This window comes from Pantoea sp. UBA5035 (assembly GCF_002415245.1).
GTDB classification, from domain to species: domain Bacteria; phylum Pseudomonadota; class Gammaproteobacteria; order Enterobacterales; family Enterobacteriaceae; genus Pantoea; species Pantoea septica.
The window spans coordinates 109,673-126,068 of the sequence record NZ_DICD01000027.1; the positions used below are offsets into that span (position 1 = coordinate 109,673).

At 59.3% G+C, this 16,396-nt stretch carries 15 protein-coding genes and 1 pseudogene; 7 read left to right on the forward strand and 9 right to left on the reverse strand.

The annotated features are described in order from the left end of the window. Positions 1-12 precede the first annotated feature (12 nt). The 4 genes and pseudogenes from B3229_RS17245 (at position 13) to rlmA (ending at position 2,848) form a co-directional block, all read left to right on the forward strand. Complete coding sequence (locus tag B3229_RS17245; RefSeq protein WP_286872783.1) at positions 13-1,023, forward strand: MBL fold metallo-hydrolase; 1,011 nt, start codon at positions 13-15, stop codon at positions 1,021-1,023. Between the two features lie 524 nt (positions 1,024-1,547). Continuing rightward, positions 1,548-1,681 (forward strand): annotated as a pseudogene (locus tag B3229_RS17250) (DUF2627 domain-containing protein). A 21-nt stretch (positions 1,682-1,702) separates the two neighbouring features. Then, positions 1,703-1,912, forward strand: coding sequence for a transcription antiterminator/RNA stability regulator CspE (cspE, locus tag B3229_RS17255; RefSeq protein WP_003852684.1), 210 nt, complete (start codon positions 1,703-1,705; stop codon positions 1,910-1,912). A 138-nt stretch (positions 1,913-2,050) separates the two neighbouring features. After that, positions 2,051-2,848, forward strand: coding sequence for a 23S rRNA (guanine(745)-N(1))-methyltransferase (gene rlmA / locus B3229_RS17260; protein ID WP_048780771.1), 798 nt, complete (start codon positions 2,051-2,053; stop codon positions 2,846-2,848). Here the strand turns inward: rlmA and B3229_RS17265 are convergent. The 4 genes from B3229_RS17265 to manX form a co-directional block, all read right to left on the reverse strand. After that, on the reverse strand, positions 2,845-3,303 hold the full coding sequence (locus tag B3229_RS17265; RefSeq protein WP_033746597.1) for a DUF986 family protein: 459 nt from the start codon (positions 3,301-3,303) through the stop codon (positions 2,845-2,847). The two genes, rlmA and B3229_RS17265, sit on opposite strands and share 4 nt — an antisense overlap. Before the next feature lie 69 nt (positions 3,304-3,372). After that, the gene (locus tag B3229_RS17270; protein ID WP_033746599.1) at positions 3,373-4,218 is read right to left on the reverse strand and encodes a PTS mannose transporter subunit IID; all 846 of its coding nucleotides are present in this window, start codon (positions 4,216-4,218) and stop codon (positions 3,373-3,375) included. A gap of 15 nt (positions 4,219-4,233) precedes the next feature. Beyond that, positions 4,234-5,034: a PTS mannose/fructose/sorbose transporter subunit IIC gene (locus B3229_RS17275; protein ID WP_033747932.1), complete on the reverse strand. Its 801-nt coding sequence runs from the start codon at positions 5,032-5,034 to the stop codon at positions 4,234-4,236. 60 nt (positions 5,035-5,094) lie between these two features. Beyond that, complete coding sequence (gene manX / locus B3229_RS17280) at positions 5,095-6,063, reverse strand: PTS mannose transporter subunit IIAB (protein ID WP_033746601.1); 969 nt, start codon at positions 6,061-6,063, stop codon at positions 5,095-5,097. A 506-nt stretch (positions 6,064-6,569) separates the two neighbouring features. Here manX and B3229_RS17285 point away from each other — a divergent pair. Continuing rightward, positions 6,570-8,138, forward strand: coding sequence for a TerC family protein (locus B3229_RS17285; RefSeq protein ID WP_033746603.1), 1,569 nt, complete (start codon positions 6,570-6,572; stop codon positions 8,136-8,138). 284 nt (positions 8,139-8,422) lie between these two features. Here B3229_RS17285 and B3229_RS17290 read toward each other — a convergent pair whose 3' ends face one another. From B3229_RS17290 to pabB, 4 genes are all read right to left on the reverse strand, one after another. Further along, entirely contained in the window at positions 8,423-9,985 is a 1,563-nt protein-coding gene (locus B3229_RS17290; protein WP_286872789.1) for an EAL domain-containing protein, read from the reverse strand. A 223-nt stretch (positions 9,986-10,208) separates the two neighbouring features. Continuing rightward, entirely contained in the window at positions 10,209-11,573 is a 1,365-nt protein-coding gene (gene sdaA, locus B3229_RS17295; RefSeq protein ID WP_286872792.1) for an L-serine ammonia-lyase, read from the reverse strand. 189 nt (positions 11,574-11,762) lie between these two features. After that, complete coding sequence (locus B3229_RS17300; protein WP_286872795.1) at positions 11,763-12,329, reverse strand: CoA pyrophosphatase; 567 nt, start codon at positions 12,327-12,329, stop codon at positions 11,763-11,765. Further along, positions 12,326-13,705 (reverse strand): aminodeoxychorismate synthase component 1, encoded by a 1,380-nt coding sequence (gene pabB / locus B3229_RS17305; RefSeq protein ID WP_239670413.1) that lies wholly within the window; start codon positions 13,703-13,705, stop codon positions 12,326-12,328. Before pabB ends, B3229_RS17300 begins: the two co-directional genes overlap by 4 nt. 90 nt (positions 13,706-13,795) lie before the next feature. On the opposite strand from pabB, the gene B3229_RS17310 reads away from it, so the two are divergent. Then, positions 13,796-13,981 (forward strand): YoaH family protein, encoded by a 186-nt coding sequence (locus B3229_RS17310; RefSeq protein ID WP_048784507.1) that lies wholly within the window; start codon positions 13,796-13,798, stop codon positions 13,979-13,981. A gap of 16 nt (positions 13,982-13,997) precedes the next feature. On the opposite strand, the gene B3229_RS17315 is transcribed toward B3229_RS17310, so the two are convergent. Further along, the gene (locus B3229_RS17315; RefSeq protein ID WP_033746617.1) at positions 13,998-14,342 is read right to left on the reverse strand and encodes a RidA family protein; all 345 of its coding nucleotides are present in this window, start codon (positions 14,340-14,342) and stop codon (positions 13,998-14,000) included. A 123-nt stretch (positions 14,343-14,465) separates the two neighbouring features. Between B3229_RS17315 and B3229_RS17320 the strand changes: the two genes are divergently transcribed. Further along, positions 14,466-16,373, forward strand: a complete 1,908-nt coding sequence (locus tag B3229_RS17320) for an ATP-dependent DNA helicase (protein WP_048784508.1) — start codon at positions 14,466-14,468, stop codon at positions 16,371-16,373. Positions 16,374-16,396: the final 23 nt, after the last annotated feature.

Genomic DNA, 16,396 nt, shown 5'->3' on the forward strand with positions numbered 1-16,396 from the left:
CAAGGAGGCGACATGCCCTGGCAAAACCCCTGGTACGACGCCAGCAAAGCGCACCACACCCCTGAAGGCTTCCGCAATCCCGAGCCGGATCTGCGCCAGCCAGGCGATCTCGACCGCTGGCGCAAAGAGCGCAAAGCGGCAGGATTGCCCTTCCCGCCGCAGGCGGGCTATGACCAGTTCAGGACGCGCTGGTGGCAGCCCGCCGATCTGGCTGGTGTGGACGATCGCGTCTGGTGGTTAGGCCATGCGGCGATGCTGCTGCGCCTGAATCAGCGCTATCTGCTGATCGATCCGGCGCTTTCGACGCGCGCCTCGCCGCTGCCCTTTGCCGGACCGAAACGCAAAACCCCGCCGCCGCTGCGCATCCAGGATCTGCCGCGTCTCGACTATGTGCTGATTTCCCATAATCACTACGATCATCTCGACTCCGCCACCATCAGGCGCATTCTCCGCCGTTTCCCTGAGGTCATCTTTCTGGTCCCGCTGGGGCTGGAAGGCTGGTTTAAACGGCGCGGCGCGCGCCACGTGCGCCAGCTCGACTGGTGGCAGAGCCGGCAGGAAGCGGATTTGACCCTGACCGCCGTCCCGGCGCGTCACTGGAGCATGCGCACGCCCTACGATCGCAACCGCTCGCTGTGGTGCGGTTGGGTGGTGCGCAGCAGGACGCTTAATTTCTGGTTTTCCGGCGACAGCGGTTTTTCTGACCATCTGGCGGAGATCCCACGCCGGCTCGGCCCTTTTAATCTGGCCGCTTTACCGGTCGGCGCCTATGCACCGAAATGGTTCATGCAGAGTAGCCACATGGATCCCGATCATGCGGTTTCATTATGGCGGCTAACGGGTGAGCCGCTAACCTTACCGATCCACTGGGGCGTCTTCGAACTGGCTGACGAATCGCTGGATGAGCCTCCGGCGGAATTAATGCGCGCCATTCAGCGCAGCGGAGAGGATAATGACCGCTTTGCGCCGTGGAGAATAGGGGAGAGTCGCAGCCTGGAGAATATAAACCAGGAAAATTCCTAAATAACGGCGCTTATCCCCAGGCGGGTATTGGGTTTTAAGAGAACAATTATTCAGGATCAAAGAATAAATGGTAATAAGAAATAAGTGTTGCTCTGCTTTTAATTGGGGCAACGCCTGTTTTTATTTTCCTGATTTTGGTGCAAAAGCATTTATTATCTGCGCCAGCAAAAATGAGAGCCCGCTATCGTTAAAGACAAAAACAGCGGCGCATTTTAGTTTTACGGTTTCGCTTAAGAAAAACGAATGCCATAATACTGCAATAATCTATCTGTAAATTAATCCGTTACGGTGAACAAGGTTGGACGAAGACGCGGTTATCCGCTAAAGTTATTCGCATCTTCGACGGGTTGATGGATATCGCTTTTTCGGCTACAAGCTGGGCAAGTTATGTACCAAAATGAACAAAGCGTGTCGCTGCTTTGCAAATTTTGTGCGGCGCGTCCATGGTCGATTAAAAATGCCTTGCCATTAATTTGCGGATATGTGATAACAATTCGTGGGTCAAACGAGGTACAGTTCTGTTTATGTATGGCATCTTCAGTAAAGAAGTTACGAGTAAAAACGTTGACGTTGAATACCGCTTCCTTGCCGAACCTTATTAGTGCCTCATTCAGTAACGTCTCTGGTTTCTCTGTAGGTCTGCCTTCGGGCAAAATAAACACTCTAAGGAATTTGCAAAATGGCAAAGATTAAAGGTCAGGTTAAGTGGTTCAACGAGTCTAAAGGTTTTGGTTTTATTACTCCTGCTGACGGTAGCAAAGATGTGTTCGTACACTTCTCCGCTATCCAGGGCAACGGTTTCAAAACCCTGGCTGAAGGCCAAAGCGTTGAGTTCGAAATTCAGGACGGCCAGAAAGGCCCGGCTGCAGTCAACGTAACCGCTATCTGATTTCGTGCCAGCTCGGTGCCATGCACCACTGAAAACGAATCCTGTAAAGCCCTGGTCATCTGACCGGGGCTTTTTCTTTGCGCTTTCGATACGACAGCGAACGGAGTACACTGCGGCGCTCTTGTTAATGGAGTTCGTATGTTGCTGATTTGCCCCCTCTGTCATCTCCCTTTGCAGCCTGAAAACCGCAGCTGGCGCTGTGAAAACCGTCATCAGTTCGACCAGGCGAAAGAGGGCTACCTCAATTTGCTGCCCGTTCAGCATAAAGGCTCGCGCGAACCTGGCGACAGCCCGGAGATGATGCAGGCGCGGCGCGAGTTTCTGCAGGCGGGCTACTATCAGCCGCTGCGCGACGGCGTGGTGGCGCTGCTGCGCGAAAAGCTGCCGGACGCGGGCGCGCTGCTCGATATCGGCTGCGGCGAAGGCTATTACACTTCGGCGCTCAGCGCGCTGGGCGGCGAGGTATACGGGCTGGATATCGCCAAAAACGCCATTCGTCTGGCGGCGAAGCGCTATCCTGACGTGCAGTTTTGCGTCGCTTCTAGCCAGCGCCTGCCCTTTGCCGACGCTTCGCTGGATGGCGTCGTGCGTATCTACGCGCCCTGCAACGAGGCGGAGCTGACGCGCGTCGTCAGGCCTGGCGGCGTATTGCTGACCGTCACGCCCGGAGCGCACCATCTGCAACAGTTCAAGGCGCTGATCTATCGCGAGGTGCAGCTCCATGCGCCGGAAGAGAAGTGCTACAGCGGCTTTAGCGAAGAGAGCCAGCAGTCGCTGCGCTACGCGATGCACCTGAGCGGCGACGCGGCGGCCACGCTGCTGCAGATGACGCCTTTCGCCTGGCGCGCGAAGCCGTCGGTGTGGGGGGAGCTGCAGGCGTCGAAAACCTTCGAATGCGACGCCGACTTCCGTCTGACGCTATGGCGGCGCGATTAGCGCGCCTCCACCAGCGTATGGTAAATGCGTTCCAGATCGTCGAGCTGCTGCACGGCGATCAGCAGGCGACGCTGCTCCAGCTGCATCACCAGAATGCCGTCCTCGGAGAGATTAATGCTCTGAATGCGTTCATAGGCTATCCAGACGCTGCCGTAAAACAGCCCGTCGCGCTTCATCAGCAGAACTGGGCGGCGCAGCCAGAAGAGCCAGAAAGCGAGAAATAGGAGCACCATCAGCAGGGTGGTGGTGAGCTGCGGCCCCTGATGCGTCACATTATTCCAGAGTAAAATCGCCAGCAGCCCGATAAATATCAGGCTGTCGATCTTGTGCCTGCGCCGCAGCGCCACGCTTAAGCGCGTCGGGCCTTTGCGGCGCGGCAGAATAAAGTCGTTGTAGAGAGAAAAAAGCAGCAGCGCGGCGATGCAGAGCGCGATGAGGCCGTCCGTTAGTGTCATCACATTCTCCTGAGGCGATACGGCGAAAAAGCGGGGAAGAGGCCGGGCGCGGCGCGCCCGGCGAGAGTACTACAGGCCAAGCAGGCCGATCCAGTAGCCGAAAATCCCGATAACGAAGAAACCGACGATAATCCACAGCGCGTTGACCTTGCGGCGCAGCAGCCACATACAGGCGAAGGTCAGCAGCAGCGGCACGATGCCCGGCATCAGCTGATCGAGGATGGTCTGAACCGTGGTGACGGTGGTCTTCCCGGTCTGGTCGGTAATGCGCGACACCACCAGCGGAATATTAACGTGCGTCCACTTGTTCACCAGCGCGCCCATGACAAACAGGCCGAGAATCGACGCCCCCTCCGTCAGCTTCTGCAGGAAACCGCCGCCCATGTCGCTGACGATATCGATCCCTTTGCGGTAGCCGTACGCCACGCCGTAATAGCGGGTCAGCAGGCGCGCCAGATTGAACAGCACAAAGAAGAGCAGCGGACCCAGCAGGCTGCCGCTCATGGCGATGCCTGCGCCGAGCGCGGCGAAGACCGGACGCACGGTGCCCCAGAAAATCGGGTCGCCGACGCCCGCCAGCGGGCCCATCAGGCCGACTTTAATGCCGTTGATGGCGGCGTCGTCGATCGCTGCGCCGTTTGCGCGCTGCTCTTCCATCGCCATGGTCACCCCCAGTACCGGCGCGGCTACGTAGGGATGGGTATTAAAGAACTCCAGGTGGCGCTTGATCGCCTGACGGCGCGCCTCGTTATTTTCCGGATAAAGGCGGCGGATCACCGGCACCATTGAGAAACAGAAGCCCAGCGCCTGCATACGCTCGAAGTTCCACGACCCCTGGAACAGGTTCGACCGCAAAAACACGCCGCGGATGTCGCCTGGGGTGAGTTTCTTTTGCGTTGTAGTTGTATCTACCATGTTGTCACCTGTTCCTTAGTCAAGTTCGTTATCGAGATCGTTATTTGCCGGACCCGCTGCAGGCGCGCCCGCCACGCGGTTATATTTTGGCGCCAGCTGGATATAGAGCACTGCCATGACCACGCCGATGACGCCCAGCGCGACCAGGTTGAAGCTGGTGAAGGCCGCAGTAACGAAGCCGAGGTAGAAGAAGGGCATCAGATAGCCTGCGCGCATCATATTGATGACCATCGCGTAACCGACCACCACGATCATGCCGCCGGCGATGTTCAGGCCGTTGGTGACCACTTCAGGGATGGAGCTAAGCAGGGAGTGAACCGCGCTGGTGCCGACGGAGATCGCCACGATCAGCGCCGGAATGGCGATACGCATTGCCTGCAACACCAGCGCCGAGACGTGGATCCACGAAATCGCCGTCAGGTTGCCTTTCTCCGCCGCCTTATCGGCCGCGTGCTGGAAGGCCACGGTGATGGTGCGCACGATAATCGTCAGCACCTGGCCCGCCGCCGCCAGCGGAATCGCCAGCGCAATGCCCGCGCCGACGCTCTGACCGCCGGCGATAACCAGAATGGTGGAGATAATTGAGGCAAGAGCCGCATCGGGCGCCACGGCGGCGCCGATGTTCATCCAGCCCAGCGCGATCATCTCCAGCGTGCCGCCGATGATGATGCCGGTTTTCATATCGCCGAGCACCGCCCCAATCAGGGTACAGGCCACCAGCGGACGGTGAAACTGAAACTCATCCAGAATCGAACCCATACCCGCAATACAGGCCACGATAAATATCAGGATGATTTGTAGCGAGGTTATTTCCATCATATCCCTTCTCCTCAGCAGGATAGCGTTAACTGGCCCGCAGGCGCAGCTGCCGGCGTTTTACGCATTGACCTTCGCAATCAGGTCCATCATTTTCAGTTTTTGATCGCTGGAGACCTTACGGACTTCCAGCTCGATATTGCGTTCATTGAGCTTACGGAACGCGGCGATATCTTTGTCATCGACCGAGACGGCGTTATTGACCTGGGTTTTACCCTGGCGAAACGCCATGCCGCCGATATTGACCGACTTAATGTCGACGCCCTGTTCCACAACGCGCAGCACGTCGGTGGGATTGGTGAACAGCAGCATCACGCGGTCGCGACCATATTTTGGGTTATTCCAGACGCGCACCATCTTGTCGACGTCCACCACGTGCGCGGTCACGCCGGGCGGCGCTACCTGCGTCAGCAGGGTTTTGCGCACGTGATCTTTTGCGACTTCGTCGCTGACCACGATAATGCGCGAGACGTTGGTCTCTTTGGTCCAGCGCGTCGCCACCTGGCCGTGGATCAGGCGGTCGTCGATGCGCGCCAGCCCGATTTTCATATGTTCACCCGGCGCCAGCGGCTGCGCTGGGGCAGGCGGCGCTTTAGCGGCAGGGGCGGCGGCTGGGGCAGGCGGCGCGGCAAGCTCGGTTTTCTGCGCCTTAACGCCTTCGCGACCCGTTTCCACCGCGATGCCAACCAGTTCGGTAAAGCTGGGGTCGTCGTCGCGCGCCATCAGCGTTTCCACCAGCATGGGAATATTGACCCCGGCGATGACATCGTAATTTTCTTTATCCAGCACCACGCGGCTGGCGGCGTTGAATGGACTTCCGCCCCAGGTATCGACCAAAAACAGCGCCCCTTTCGAGGTATCCAGCTTTGCCAGCTGCGCCTGATATTTTTCAATAAGCGTTTCTGCATTTTCGCCGGGCACAAAGTCGATCCATCCGACGTTCTCCTGCTCGCCCAACAGCATCTCTGCGGTTTTCAGCAGTTGCTCGGCTGCCCAGCCGTGTGTACCAATCACTATCGCAATGGTCACTTGCTACCTCCGTTCGCTAAAGAAATTCGTCTGGAGTCGACGAATCGTTATGAGTTATCGCTACGGTTATCTGGCGACAAACGTAGTTAAAACATCTGAATTAATGAATCATTCTCCGGGCGTCTTAAATGAATCGGTGAGTCGCGATTTATTTTAGTGCGCGAAAAAATAATTTATGTGACGGTCGTCAGTAATCAGACGGCTGAACTCGCCTTAAACAAGGTTTATTAGCGAATCACCGCTGAATCATTTGTAAATGAAAGAAAATTTTTTGACGTACATTACTGGCCTGTTACATTAACGATCTGTTTATTACTCAGGAGTAACGGGTTTCAGCCCACCTTTATGGATCGTCACCGACGTCGCTTAACCACTTTGATGCGCGCATCCGCGCCTTCCCTCACGCCTGACGGCGTACCTGCAGTTCACCCGATTGTCTTTCTGTCACGTCACCACACGACGCTGGCACGATATCGTTCAGTCTGTCTCTCGTTCAGGAGTCAATGATGGAATTTCTCTTCGACCCCTCAATCTGGGCCGGTTTGCTCACGCTTGTCGTACTGGAAATCGTGCTTGGTATCGATAACCTGGTGTTTATTGCCATTCTTGCCGACAAGCTGCCGCCGAAGCAGCGCGATAAGGCGCGTCTGATCGGCCTGTCGCTGGCGCTGGTGATGCGTCTGGGCCTGCTGTCGCTGATCTCCTGGATGGTGACGCTGACGCGCCCGTTATTTAGCGTAGGCGAGTTTAGCTTTGCAGGGCGTGATTTGATTCTGCTGGTGGGCGGGGTGTTTCTCTTGTTCAAGGCGACGATGGAGCTGCATGAGCGGCTGGAGAACCGTCAGCTCGAGCATCAGGGAAACCGCAGCTACGCCAGCTTCTGGGCGGTGGTAACGCAGATTGTGGTGCTGGACGCGGTCTTCTCGCTGGATGCGGTGATCACGGCGGTGGGCATGGTGAACCATCTGCCGATCATGATGACGGCGGTTGTGATTGCCATGGGCGTCATGCTGCTGGCCTCGAAGCCGCTGACCAACTTCGTCAACGCGCATCCTACCGTGGTGGTGCTCTGCCTGAGCTTCCTGCTGATGATCGGCCTGTCGCTGGTGGCGGAAGGTTTCGGCTTCCATATCCCGAAAGGGTATCTCTACGCGGCGATCGGCTTCTCTATCCTGATCGAACTGTTTAACCAGATTGCGCGCCGCAACTTTATGCGCCATCAGGCGCATCGTCCAATGCGCGAGCGCACCGCTGAGGCGATCTTGCGCCTGATGGGCGGTCGTCAGCGTCCTGCCCAGCCTGCGGTGAACGAAGAATCGCCTCTGACGCAGGCGATGCCGCAGGAAGCCTTTAAGGATGAAGAGCGCTATATGATCAACGGCGTGCTGACGCTGGCGTCGCGCTCTATCCGCAGCATTATGACGCCGCGCGGCGAAATCTCCTGGGTTGACGCCGAGCGTCCAATGGACGAGATCCGTATTCAGCTGCTCGACACGCCGCACAGCTTGTTCCCGGTGTGCCGCGGCGAACTGGATGAGATTATCGGCGTGGTACGCGCCAAAGAGCTGCTGGTGGCAATCGAACACGGTATGGATGTGGCGACCTTTGCCGCCGCGTCACCCGCTATCGTGGTGCCGGAAACGCTGGATCCGATTAATCTGCTGGGCGTGCTGCGCCGCGCCAAAGGCAGTTTCGTTATCGTTACCAACGAGTTCGGCGTAGTGCAGGGGCTGATTACGCCGCTGGACGTGCTGGAAGCGATCGCCGGCGAATTCCCGGACGAGGATGAAACGCCAGACATTATCGCCGACGGCGACGGCTGGATTGTTAAGGGCGGTACCGACCTGCATTCGCTCCAGCAGCTGTTTGACGTCAACGACCTGGTCGACCCGGATGAAGATCACGCCTCGCTGGCGGGTCTGCTGATTGGTCAGAAAGGCCAGCTGCCGCTTCCGGGCGAAGTGATCGATTTGCCGCCGCTGCACTTTACTATCCTTCAGGCGACCGACTATCGCGTCGATCTGGTGCGCGTCACCAAAGATAAGCCGCACGAGGATGAGGAAGAGGAGCAGTAATCAATCTAAATCTGTAGCGGGTTTATCGAACAGACGATGATGCTGTTCAACGCGTGGGTGAGAGGGGCCGCAGAGCAAAGCGTCCCGCAACAGGGACAAAAACGCCGGGAGCGTTTTTGAACAACGCGGTGCGTTGGCCCGTTTACGGGCGCACCTCAGGGAAGAGGTGCGTATCTGCGGGCCGAGCGAGCAAGGATGCGTAAAGCGACTTTGCGATCCGGCCCCCTCATCCACGCAGGCATCCGCTCTTACAGGCAAGCTAAACGGCGCATATGCGCCGTTTTTTACGGGGTCAGCTGCGCCTGATGCTGCGTCAGCCAGGCGGGAAAATCTTCAATCGGCATCGGCCGCGCGTAGAAATAACCCTGCAGCAGATCTACCCCGCGCTCGCGCAAATAGGCGGCCTGCTCGGCGGTTTCGACCCCCTCGGCCACCAGGCTAATGTTTAAACGCTGCGCCAGCGAAATCACCATATCAGTCACCGTGGCGTTAATGGCGTCGGTGCCGATCGCCGCGGTGAAAATCTTGTCGATCTTCAGCACGTCGGGCTGTAAATCCTTCAGATAGGAGAGCGAGCTGTGTCCGGTGCCGAAGTCATCGATAGCCAGGCGCACGCCGATGCTGTGCAGCTGCGAAATCACCTTCTGATCCACCACCGGCAATGCGTCGCGCTCCGTCAGCTCCACCACCAGCTTCGGCAGCGGATTCGCCGGCCACCACAGCTGTTGCAGATCCTCGACGATGGCGCGATCGCGAAAGTGGCTGGCGGCCACGTTAATGGCGATATGAAACGACGGACAGCGCGGCAGATTCGGCAGCTGCGCCACCGCTTTGTCGATCACAAAGCGCGTCAGCGGCGCGATAAGATTTTGCCGCTCGGCCAGCGGAATAAACACATCCGGCGGGATCCAGCCCTGGCGCGCGTTATGCCAGCGCAGCAGCAGTTCGATGCCGTCCCACTCGCCGCTCTGGGCGTTAATCAGCGGCTGGCAGTAGACCATAAATTCATTGGCGGTAATGCCATAGCTGATCTGCCAGCTCAGGCTCATGCGGTTCGCCGTCGCCAGCCAGACGATATAGCCGATCAGCAGGCTCAGCAGCAGCGCCAGCGGCAGCTGCGACGGCAGCGACGCCATCGCCAGGCGCGCCGGCGGTGGACCATAGAGCGTAATGGAAAAAGGATAGCGCAGCGAACCCTGATCGTAGCTGACCTCATCCTCTGACGGCATCGTCGGCTCAATCAGCGGATTGCCGTATTCCAGACTCTCGCCGCCGACGCTGAAAATAGCGCGCTCTACCCAGGGACGCTGCGGCTCCAGCAGATAGGTGCTCATCAGCTCGATATTAATCGCCTGCAAAATGCCGGAGCGGTTATCGAGCGACTTAGGCGTCCACAGCAGCAGGATCGGTGAACCCTTCAGCAGGTAATTGTCGGTCGTCAGCATCATGCGCTGATTATTAATCGCCAGCTCGGGATAGGTCTGACTAAAAGGTATGGCGCGCGGTCCGTAAATGCTGGAGCAATAAATGGTGTCGTTTTCCACCAGCAGCATGGCGCGTACGGTTTGCAGCGCGGAAATTTTCTCAATAAGCGGGAAGCGCACATCCTGGCAGGGCACGCCGACCAGCCCCAGCGTATTATTCGCCGAAACGTCGAGCGGCGAAAACATGCGGTCGAAGCGCTGAATGGCGTTGTCAGCGAAATTGAGCGACTGCTTTTCGATACGCGATTTCTCTTCAAAAAAGCGCAAAGCCAGCGTCAATATTAAAACCACAGCGGCGATCACCAACGCGATAAAGAGTCGCTTACGGCGAAACTGTCCAACATATTGCTGGGCCAAAAGCATCAGTAACCACCTTCCACACACTAAATTAAAGCAGGATAACGGGGAGATTATCGGCAAGGCGCAAATAAGGTTTAGCCATGCTTGATAAAAAAAGCGGTACTGAAATAACCGCGCGACCTGAGAAGGTCGCGCGAATCATTACTCTATCGTTAATCAGAGCGATGAGGTAGGGCCAGACGCGCAATTCATGATGACTGCGCGAAAAACAACCGACGGCGGGACATTAGTCGCACTGAACTTTTATCGCCAGGCCGCCGCGCGAGGTCTCGCGATATTTGGCGTTCATATCTTTGCCGGTTTCATACATGGTTTCGATAACCTTATCCAGCGAAACGCGCGGCTCGCTGGTGCGGCGCAGCGCCATGCGGGCGGCGTTGATCGCCTTTACCGAGGCGATGGCGTTGCGCTCGATGCAGGGCACCTGCACCTGGCCCGCCACCGGGTCGCAGGTCAGGCCGAGGTTATGCTCCATGCCGATCTCGGCCGCGACGCAGACCTGTTCCGGGCTGCCGCCCAGCAGTTCGGTCAGGCCGGCGGCCGCCATGGAACAGGCCACGCCCACTTCGCCCTGACAGCCCACCTCCGCGCCGGAAATCGAGGCGTTCATTTTATACAGGATGCCGATGGCGCCCGACGCGAGGAAATAGCGGGTGAAAATATCGGGCGTCACGGGTTCGATAAAGTGATCGTAATAGGCGAGCACCGCCGGAACGATGCCGCAGGCGCCGTTGGTCGGCGCAGTAACGACGCGGCCGCCGGCGGCGTTCTCTTCGTTGACCGCCAGCGCGAACATATTGATCCAGTCGATGACGTTCATCGGATCGTTGGAGTGTTTGGACGACGAGGTCAGCAGACGGCGCAGCGAGGCGGCACGGCGCGGCACGCGCAGCGGACCCGGCAGCACGCCTTCGGTATTCAGCCCGCGATCGATACAGGCCTGCATCGTCTGCCAGACATCGGTAAAGTAGTCGCGGATCTCGTCGCGCGAGTGCAGCGCCAGTTCGTTCTTCATCACCAGACCAGAGAGCGACAGGCCGGTTTCGCGACAGTGCGCCAGCAGCTCTTTCGCCGAGTGGAAAGGCCAAGGCACGCTCACTTCATCCAGCGCCGACTGGCCGAAATGCTCTTCATCGACGATAAAGCCGCCGCCGACCGAATAGTAGGTTTTGCTTAAAATCAGCAGATCGCCCGCAAAGGCGAGCAGGCGCATGCCGTTTTCATGCAGCGACAGATTCTCGCTGCGGAACACCATGCCGCCTTCGCGCGGGAAGTCTACCTCATGCGCGCCGTTGGCCAGCAGCAGCCGTTCGCGCTGCTCGACATCTTTAATAAAGGCGGGAATGCTGTCGATATCCACCGTGGCCGGGGAGGCGCCCGCCAGCCCCATAATAATGGCGATATCGGTGTGGTGGCCCTTGCCGGTTAGCGAGAGCGAGCCGTAAACGTCGACGGCGACGCGCGTCACCTCCTGAAGTTTTCCCTGTTCAACCAGCAGGTCGACAAACTCCTTGCCTGCTTTCATCGGCCCCACGGTATGGGAACTCGACGGGCCAATGCCCACTTTGAACATGTCAAAAACGCTAATCACAGGCGACACTCCTCACAAATAATTTTTATCTCTGCCGGGGCAGTTTATGGCGCTAATAGTAATCGTCGACCCGGGTAAACGAACGCCTTTTCGCATGAAATAAACTAATCGTTCAGGCGAGAAATAGTTATGCTGCGCAGTAGAGCGCAACAGATTGTTTATGAAGGATAAAAGAGAACGAAGCGGGGGTCAGAACGCAATTTGCTGGCTCAGAGAACGGATTATGCCGGCCGTCATGCCCCATACCAGATACTCCTCATAGACCGAGAGCCAGACCGGATGACGCAGGCCGGCATGCTGCACCTCCAGCGAAGCGTAGCGGTTAAGCCGCAGCGCCTCTTCCAGCGGCATCTCGAAGGCGCTTTCCACCTCGTCGGGATTGATGTGCAGCGCAATCTGCGGCGAAATGATGCCGACCACCGGCGTCACGCGAAAGCCGGTACTGCTGGTAACGGGGGCGAGCTGGCCGATAACCTTTACTTCGCCAGGATCGATGCCCACCTCTTCCTGCGCCTCGCGCAGCGCGGTCGCCACCAGCGAGGCGTCGTCGTCGTCCTGCATGCCGCCGGGAAAGGCGACCTGACCGGCGTGCTTACGCAGCTCGCGCGAACGGCGCGTCAGCAGCAGGCCCGGCGCGTCGCGCGCGACGATCGGCACCAGCACCGCGGCCTGGCGACCAGCGGGACGCTGCTGGGACTTTTCCGGCTGATGCAGCATAAAGCGGGTAATAAAGGCGTCGAGCGTAAGCGGCTTCATTGGTCGTCTCCAGACAGCGCAGGCAAAATGCGGCTGACTTTGTGTAGCGTTTCCTGATATTCGGCATCCAGCTCGCTGTCAGCGACCACGCCGCCGCCTGCCGCGCAGAACAGCTGCTGCCGTTCGGCGATCAGCGTGCGGATGGCGATGCTGGTGTCCATGCGTCCGCACAGGCTGAGATAGCCGATGCTGCCGCACCAGGCGTTGCGGCGATGCGGCTCCAGCTCGTCGATAATCTCCATCGCGCGGATTTTGGGCGCGCCGGTAATCGAGCCGCCGGGAAAACAGGCGCGCAGCAGATCGCTGGCGTGCAGCGAGGCGGGCAGGCGCGCCCGTATGGTGCTGACCAGATGGTGCACCGCCGGAAAAGGCTCGACCTCGAACAGCGCCGGCACGCTGACGGAGCCTGGCACGGCGACGCGGCCGATATCGTTGCGCAACAGATCGACAATCATCAGATTCTCGGCGCGATCCTTTTCCGACTGCGCCAGCGCCAGCGCTTCACGACGATCGAGGTCGGGATCGGCCGCGCGCGGCCGCGTGCCCTTAATCGGCCGGGTTTCGATCTCATCACCCTTCAGCGATAAAAAACGCTCCGGCGACAGGCTGAGGATGGCGCTGTCGGGCAGGCGTAGAAAAGCGCTGAAAGGGGCGCGGTTAGCGGCGTTGAGGCGGCAAAACGCCTGCCACTCATCGCCCTGATAGCGCGCCTGGAAGCGCTGCGCCAGATTGACCTGATAACAGTCGCCCGCCTGAATATAGGCCTGCACCGCGTGAAAACGTTCGGCGTAGTCGCGGTAGCTCAGGTTAGATTGCCAGCCGCTGGTGAGCAAGAAGGGCGCCGCCTCGCGCGGCGGCCACTGGAGCAGCCAGCGCAGCCGCGCCTGCGCATCTCCCAGCGACACCAGCGTCAGGCGCTGCAGATGGTGGTCGGCGATCAGCGCCCAGTCGTAGATGCCGATCGCCATATCGGGCGTGGTCAGATCGTCCGCTGCCTGCTGCGGCAGGCGCTCGAAGCGGCGGCCGAGATCGTAGCCGAACAGACCGAGCGCGCCGCCCTGAAACGGCAGGTCGTCACGGCGATCGGGAAGCGCGCCCAGCGCCTCGCACTGCCGCTGCACCAGCAGCAGCGGATCCTCAGCGCGCTGGCTGACGGCGCCGTCTGCGCTAATCGCTGTCAGGTCGTCGTGGGTCACCAGCGTGGCGCGCGGATCGGCGGTCAGCATATCGAAGCGGTTATCCGCATGATCGGCATGACCTGAGGTGAGCAGCATCGCCCAGGGAAGATGCGAAATCCTGGCGAAATGCGCGCTGAGCGCATCCTGCGTATAGTGTAGACTGAGCGTTGAGACCATTTTTCGGCAAAAATCAGACATCGATGAGGGCGTTAGCCTGACATATTTTTTCCCGGCTGGCACCTGTTTGTTCCGCACGGAACCGTGCCCGCCTCGCAACAGGAGTGAATGATGTTTAAGGGTTTACCGGCACTCTCCCACGAGCAGCAGCAGCAGGCGGTGGAGCGTATTCAGGAGCTGATGGCTGGCGGCATGTCCAGCGGAGAGGCGATTACTCAGGTCGCGCAGGAGATCCGCCAGACCCATACGGGCGAGCGGATCCTGGCGCGCTTCGAAGATGACGAGGATGAAGAGTAGCGTCCGGCGCGGCAGCCTATAGCGCCGCGACGATTTTGATCTCTACTTTATACTTCGGATTCATCAGCCCGGCCTGAACGGTGCAGCGCACCGGCGCGTTGCCGGGCGACACCCACGCGTCCCAGGCGCGGTTCATCGCCGCGAAATCGCTTTTTTCCACCAGAAAAATCGTGGCGTCGAGGATCTTGCTCTTGTCCGAACCGACGCGCGTCAGCAGGGCGTCAATCACCGCCAGGGCGTTGGCGGTCTGCGCCTCGGCGTCGGCGTCGAGGTTTTCCGGCACGCTGGTGTAATAAACCGTCTGATCGTGGATAACGGCTTCCGACATGCGGTGTTCGGGATCGATACGGGTAATGGTCATTGTTTCTCCTTACTTTTCCAGTTGATAGCCTGGCATAGTCCAGGGGCCGCTGTCATCAGTTGTGGAGCGGCCGGCGGAATACTGACATAATTACAGTGTTTTTGCCGAAACGGGTGAGGAAGTGTGGCGGACGATTTTGCAGTAGATGGCGCGCTGGCGCAGGCGATTGCCGGCTTTAAGCCGCGCGAGGCGCAGCGTGAAATGGCGCAGGCAGTAGAAGAGGCCGTGAAGGCCGGCGGCGAACTGGTAGTTGAGGCGGGAACGGGCACGGGGAAAACCTACGCCTATCTGGCGCCTGCGCTGCGCGCCGGAAAAAAAGTGATTGTTTCAACCGGCTCGAAGGCGCTGCAGGATCAGCTTTACGGCCGCGATCTGCCGACCATCGCGAAGGCGTTAAATTTCACCGGTAAAACCGCCTTGCTGAAAGGACGCTCTAACTACCTCTGTCTGGAGCGGCTGGAGCAGCAGTCGATGGCGGGCGGCGATCTTAACGCCCAGGCGCTGGGCGATCTGGTCACGCTGCGCGGCTGGTCGTCGCAAACCGTTGACGGCGATATCAGCAGCTGCGGCGGCGTCACCGAAGACAGCCCCATCTGGCCGCTGGTGACCAGCACCAACGATAACTGCCTCGGCAGCGACTGTCCGCTCTACAAAGATTGCTTTGTGGTCAAAGCGCGCAAACGCGCGATGGATGCCGACGTGGTGGTGGTTAACCACCATCTGTTTCTCGCCGATCTGGTGGTCAAAGAGAGCGGCTTCGCGGAGCTGATCCCGGAAGCGGACGTGATGATCTTCGATGAGGCACACCAGATCCCCGATATCGCCAGCCAGTACTTCGGCCAGCAGCTCTCCAGCCGTCAGCTGCTCGACCTGGCGAAAGACATCAATATTGCCTACCGCACCGAAGTGCGCGACGTGCAGCAGCTGCAGAAGTCGGCGGACCGCCTGGCGCAGTGCGCGCAGGATTTTCGCCTGACGCTGGGCGATCCGGGCTACCGCGGCAATCTGCGCGAACTTTTCGCCGACAACAACGTGCAGCGCATGTTTACGCTGCTCGACGACGCGCTTGAGCTTTGCTACGACGTCATAAAAATGTCGCTGGGACGCTCGGCGCTGCTGGACGCGGCCTTCGAGCGCGCCGCGCTCTACCGTGGACGCCTCAAGCGGCTGCGCGCCATCAACGAGCCCGGCTACAGCTACTGGTACGAGTGCACCTCGCGCCATTTTATCCTCGCCCTGACGCCGCTCTCGGTCTCGGAACGCTTCCGCGAAGTGATGGACGCGCGCAAGGCGGCGTGGATATTCACCTCCGCGACGCTGGCGGTCAATGAAGAGATGCACCATTTCGCCGACCGTCTGGGGGTCAGCAGCGCAAAGACCCTGATCCTCAACAGCCCGTTCGACTTCAGCCGTCAGGCGCTGCTCTGCGTGCCGCGCAATCTGCCGGAGCCGAACCGCCCCGGCGGCGCGCGTCAGCTGGCGCGCATGATGAAGCCGCTGATCGACGCCAATAAAGGACGCTGCTTCTTTCTCTGTACCTCGCACCTGATGATGCGCGAACTGGCGGCGGAGTTTCGCGCCAGCATGACGCTGCCGGTGCTGGTGCAGGGCGAAACCAGCAAAGGCCAGCTGCTGCGCCAGTTTATCGAGGCGGGCAACGCGCTGCTGGTGGCAACCAGCAGCTTCTGGGAGGGCGTCGACGTGCGCGGCGATGCGCTGTCGCTGGTGATTATCGACAAGCTGCCCTTTACCTCGCCGGAAGATCCGCTGCTGAAGGCGCGTATGGAAGATTGTCGCCTGCGCGGCGGCGATCCCTTTAGCGACGTGCAGCTGCCGGACGCGGTGATTACCCTGAAGCAGGGCGTAGGGCGTCTGATCCGCGACACGGACGATCGCGGCGTGCTGGTGATTTGCGATCAGCGGCTGGTGTCGCGTCCCTACGGCGCGCTGTTTCTCAACAGCCTGCCGCCGACGCCGCGCACTCGCGATCTGGCGCGCGCCATCGCCTTCACGCAGCAAGCGAAACAGTAATTTTCCTTTGGCTGTGCTAACAT

Bases quoted from the DNA above. Each gene is read 5' to 3' on its own strand.
- B3229_RS17245 (WP_286872783.1), top strand. From the start codon at position 13: ATGCCCTGGCAAAACCCCTGGTACGACGCCAGCAAAGCGCACCACACC.
- cspE (WP_003852684.1), top strand. From the start codon at position 1,703: ATGGCAAAGATTAAAGGTCAGGTTAAGTGGTTCAACGAGTCTAAAGGT.
- rlmA (WP_048780771.1), top strand. From the start codon at position 2,051: ATGTTGCTGATTTGCCCCCTCTGTCATCTCCCTTTGCAGCCTGAAAAC.
- B3229_RS17265 (WP_033746597.1), bottom strand. From the start codon at position 3,303: ATGACACTAACGGACGGCCTCATCGCGCTCTGCATCGCCGCGCTGCTG.
- B3229_RS17270 (WP_033746599.1), bottom strand. From the start codon at position 4,218: ATGGTAGATACAACTACAACGCAAAAGAAACTCACCCCAGGCGACATC.
- B3229_RS17275 (WP_033747932.1), bottom strand. From the start codon at position 5,034: ATGGAAATAACCTCGCTACAAATCATCCTGATATTTATCGTGGCCTGT.
- B3229_RS17285 (WP_033746603.1), top strand. From the start codon at position 6,570: ATGGAATTTCTCTTCGACCCCTCAATCTGGGCCGGTTTGCTCACGCTT.
- B3229_RS17290 (WP_286872789.1), bottom strand. From the start codon at position 9,985: ATGCTTTTGGCCCAGCAATATGTTGGACAGTTTCGCCGTAAGCGACTC.
- B3229_RS17300 (WP_286872795.1), bottom strand. From the start codon at position 12,329: ATGAAGCCGCTTACGCTCGACGCCTTTATTACCCGCTTTATGCTGCAT.
- pabB (WP_239670413.1), bottom strand. From the start codon at position 13,705: ATGTCTGATTTTTGCCGAAAAATGGTCTCAACGCTCAGTCTACACTAT.
- B3229_RS17310 (WP_048784507.1), top strand. From the start codon at position 13,796: ATGTTTAAGGGTTTACCGGCACTCTCCCACGAGCAGCAGCAGCAGGCG.
- B3229_RS17315 (WP_033746617.1), bottom strand. From the start codon at position 14,342: ATGACCATTACCCGTATCGATCCCGAACACCGCATGTCGGAAGCCGTT.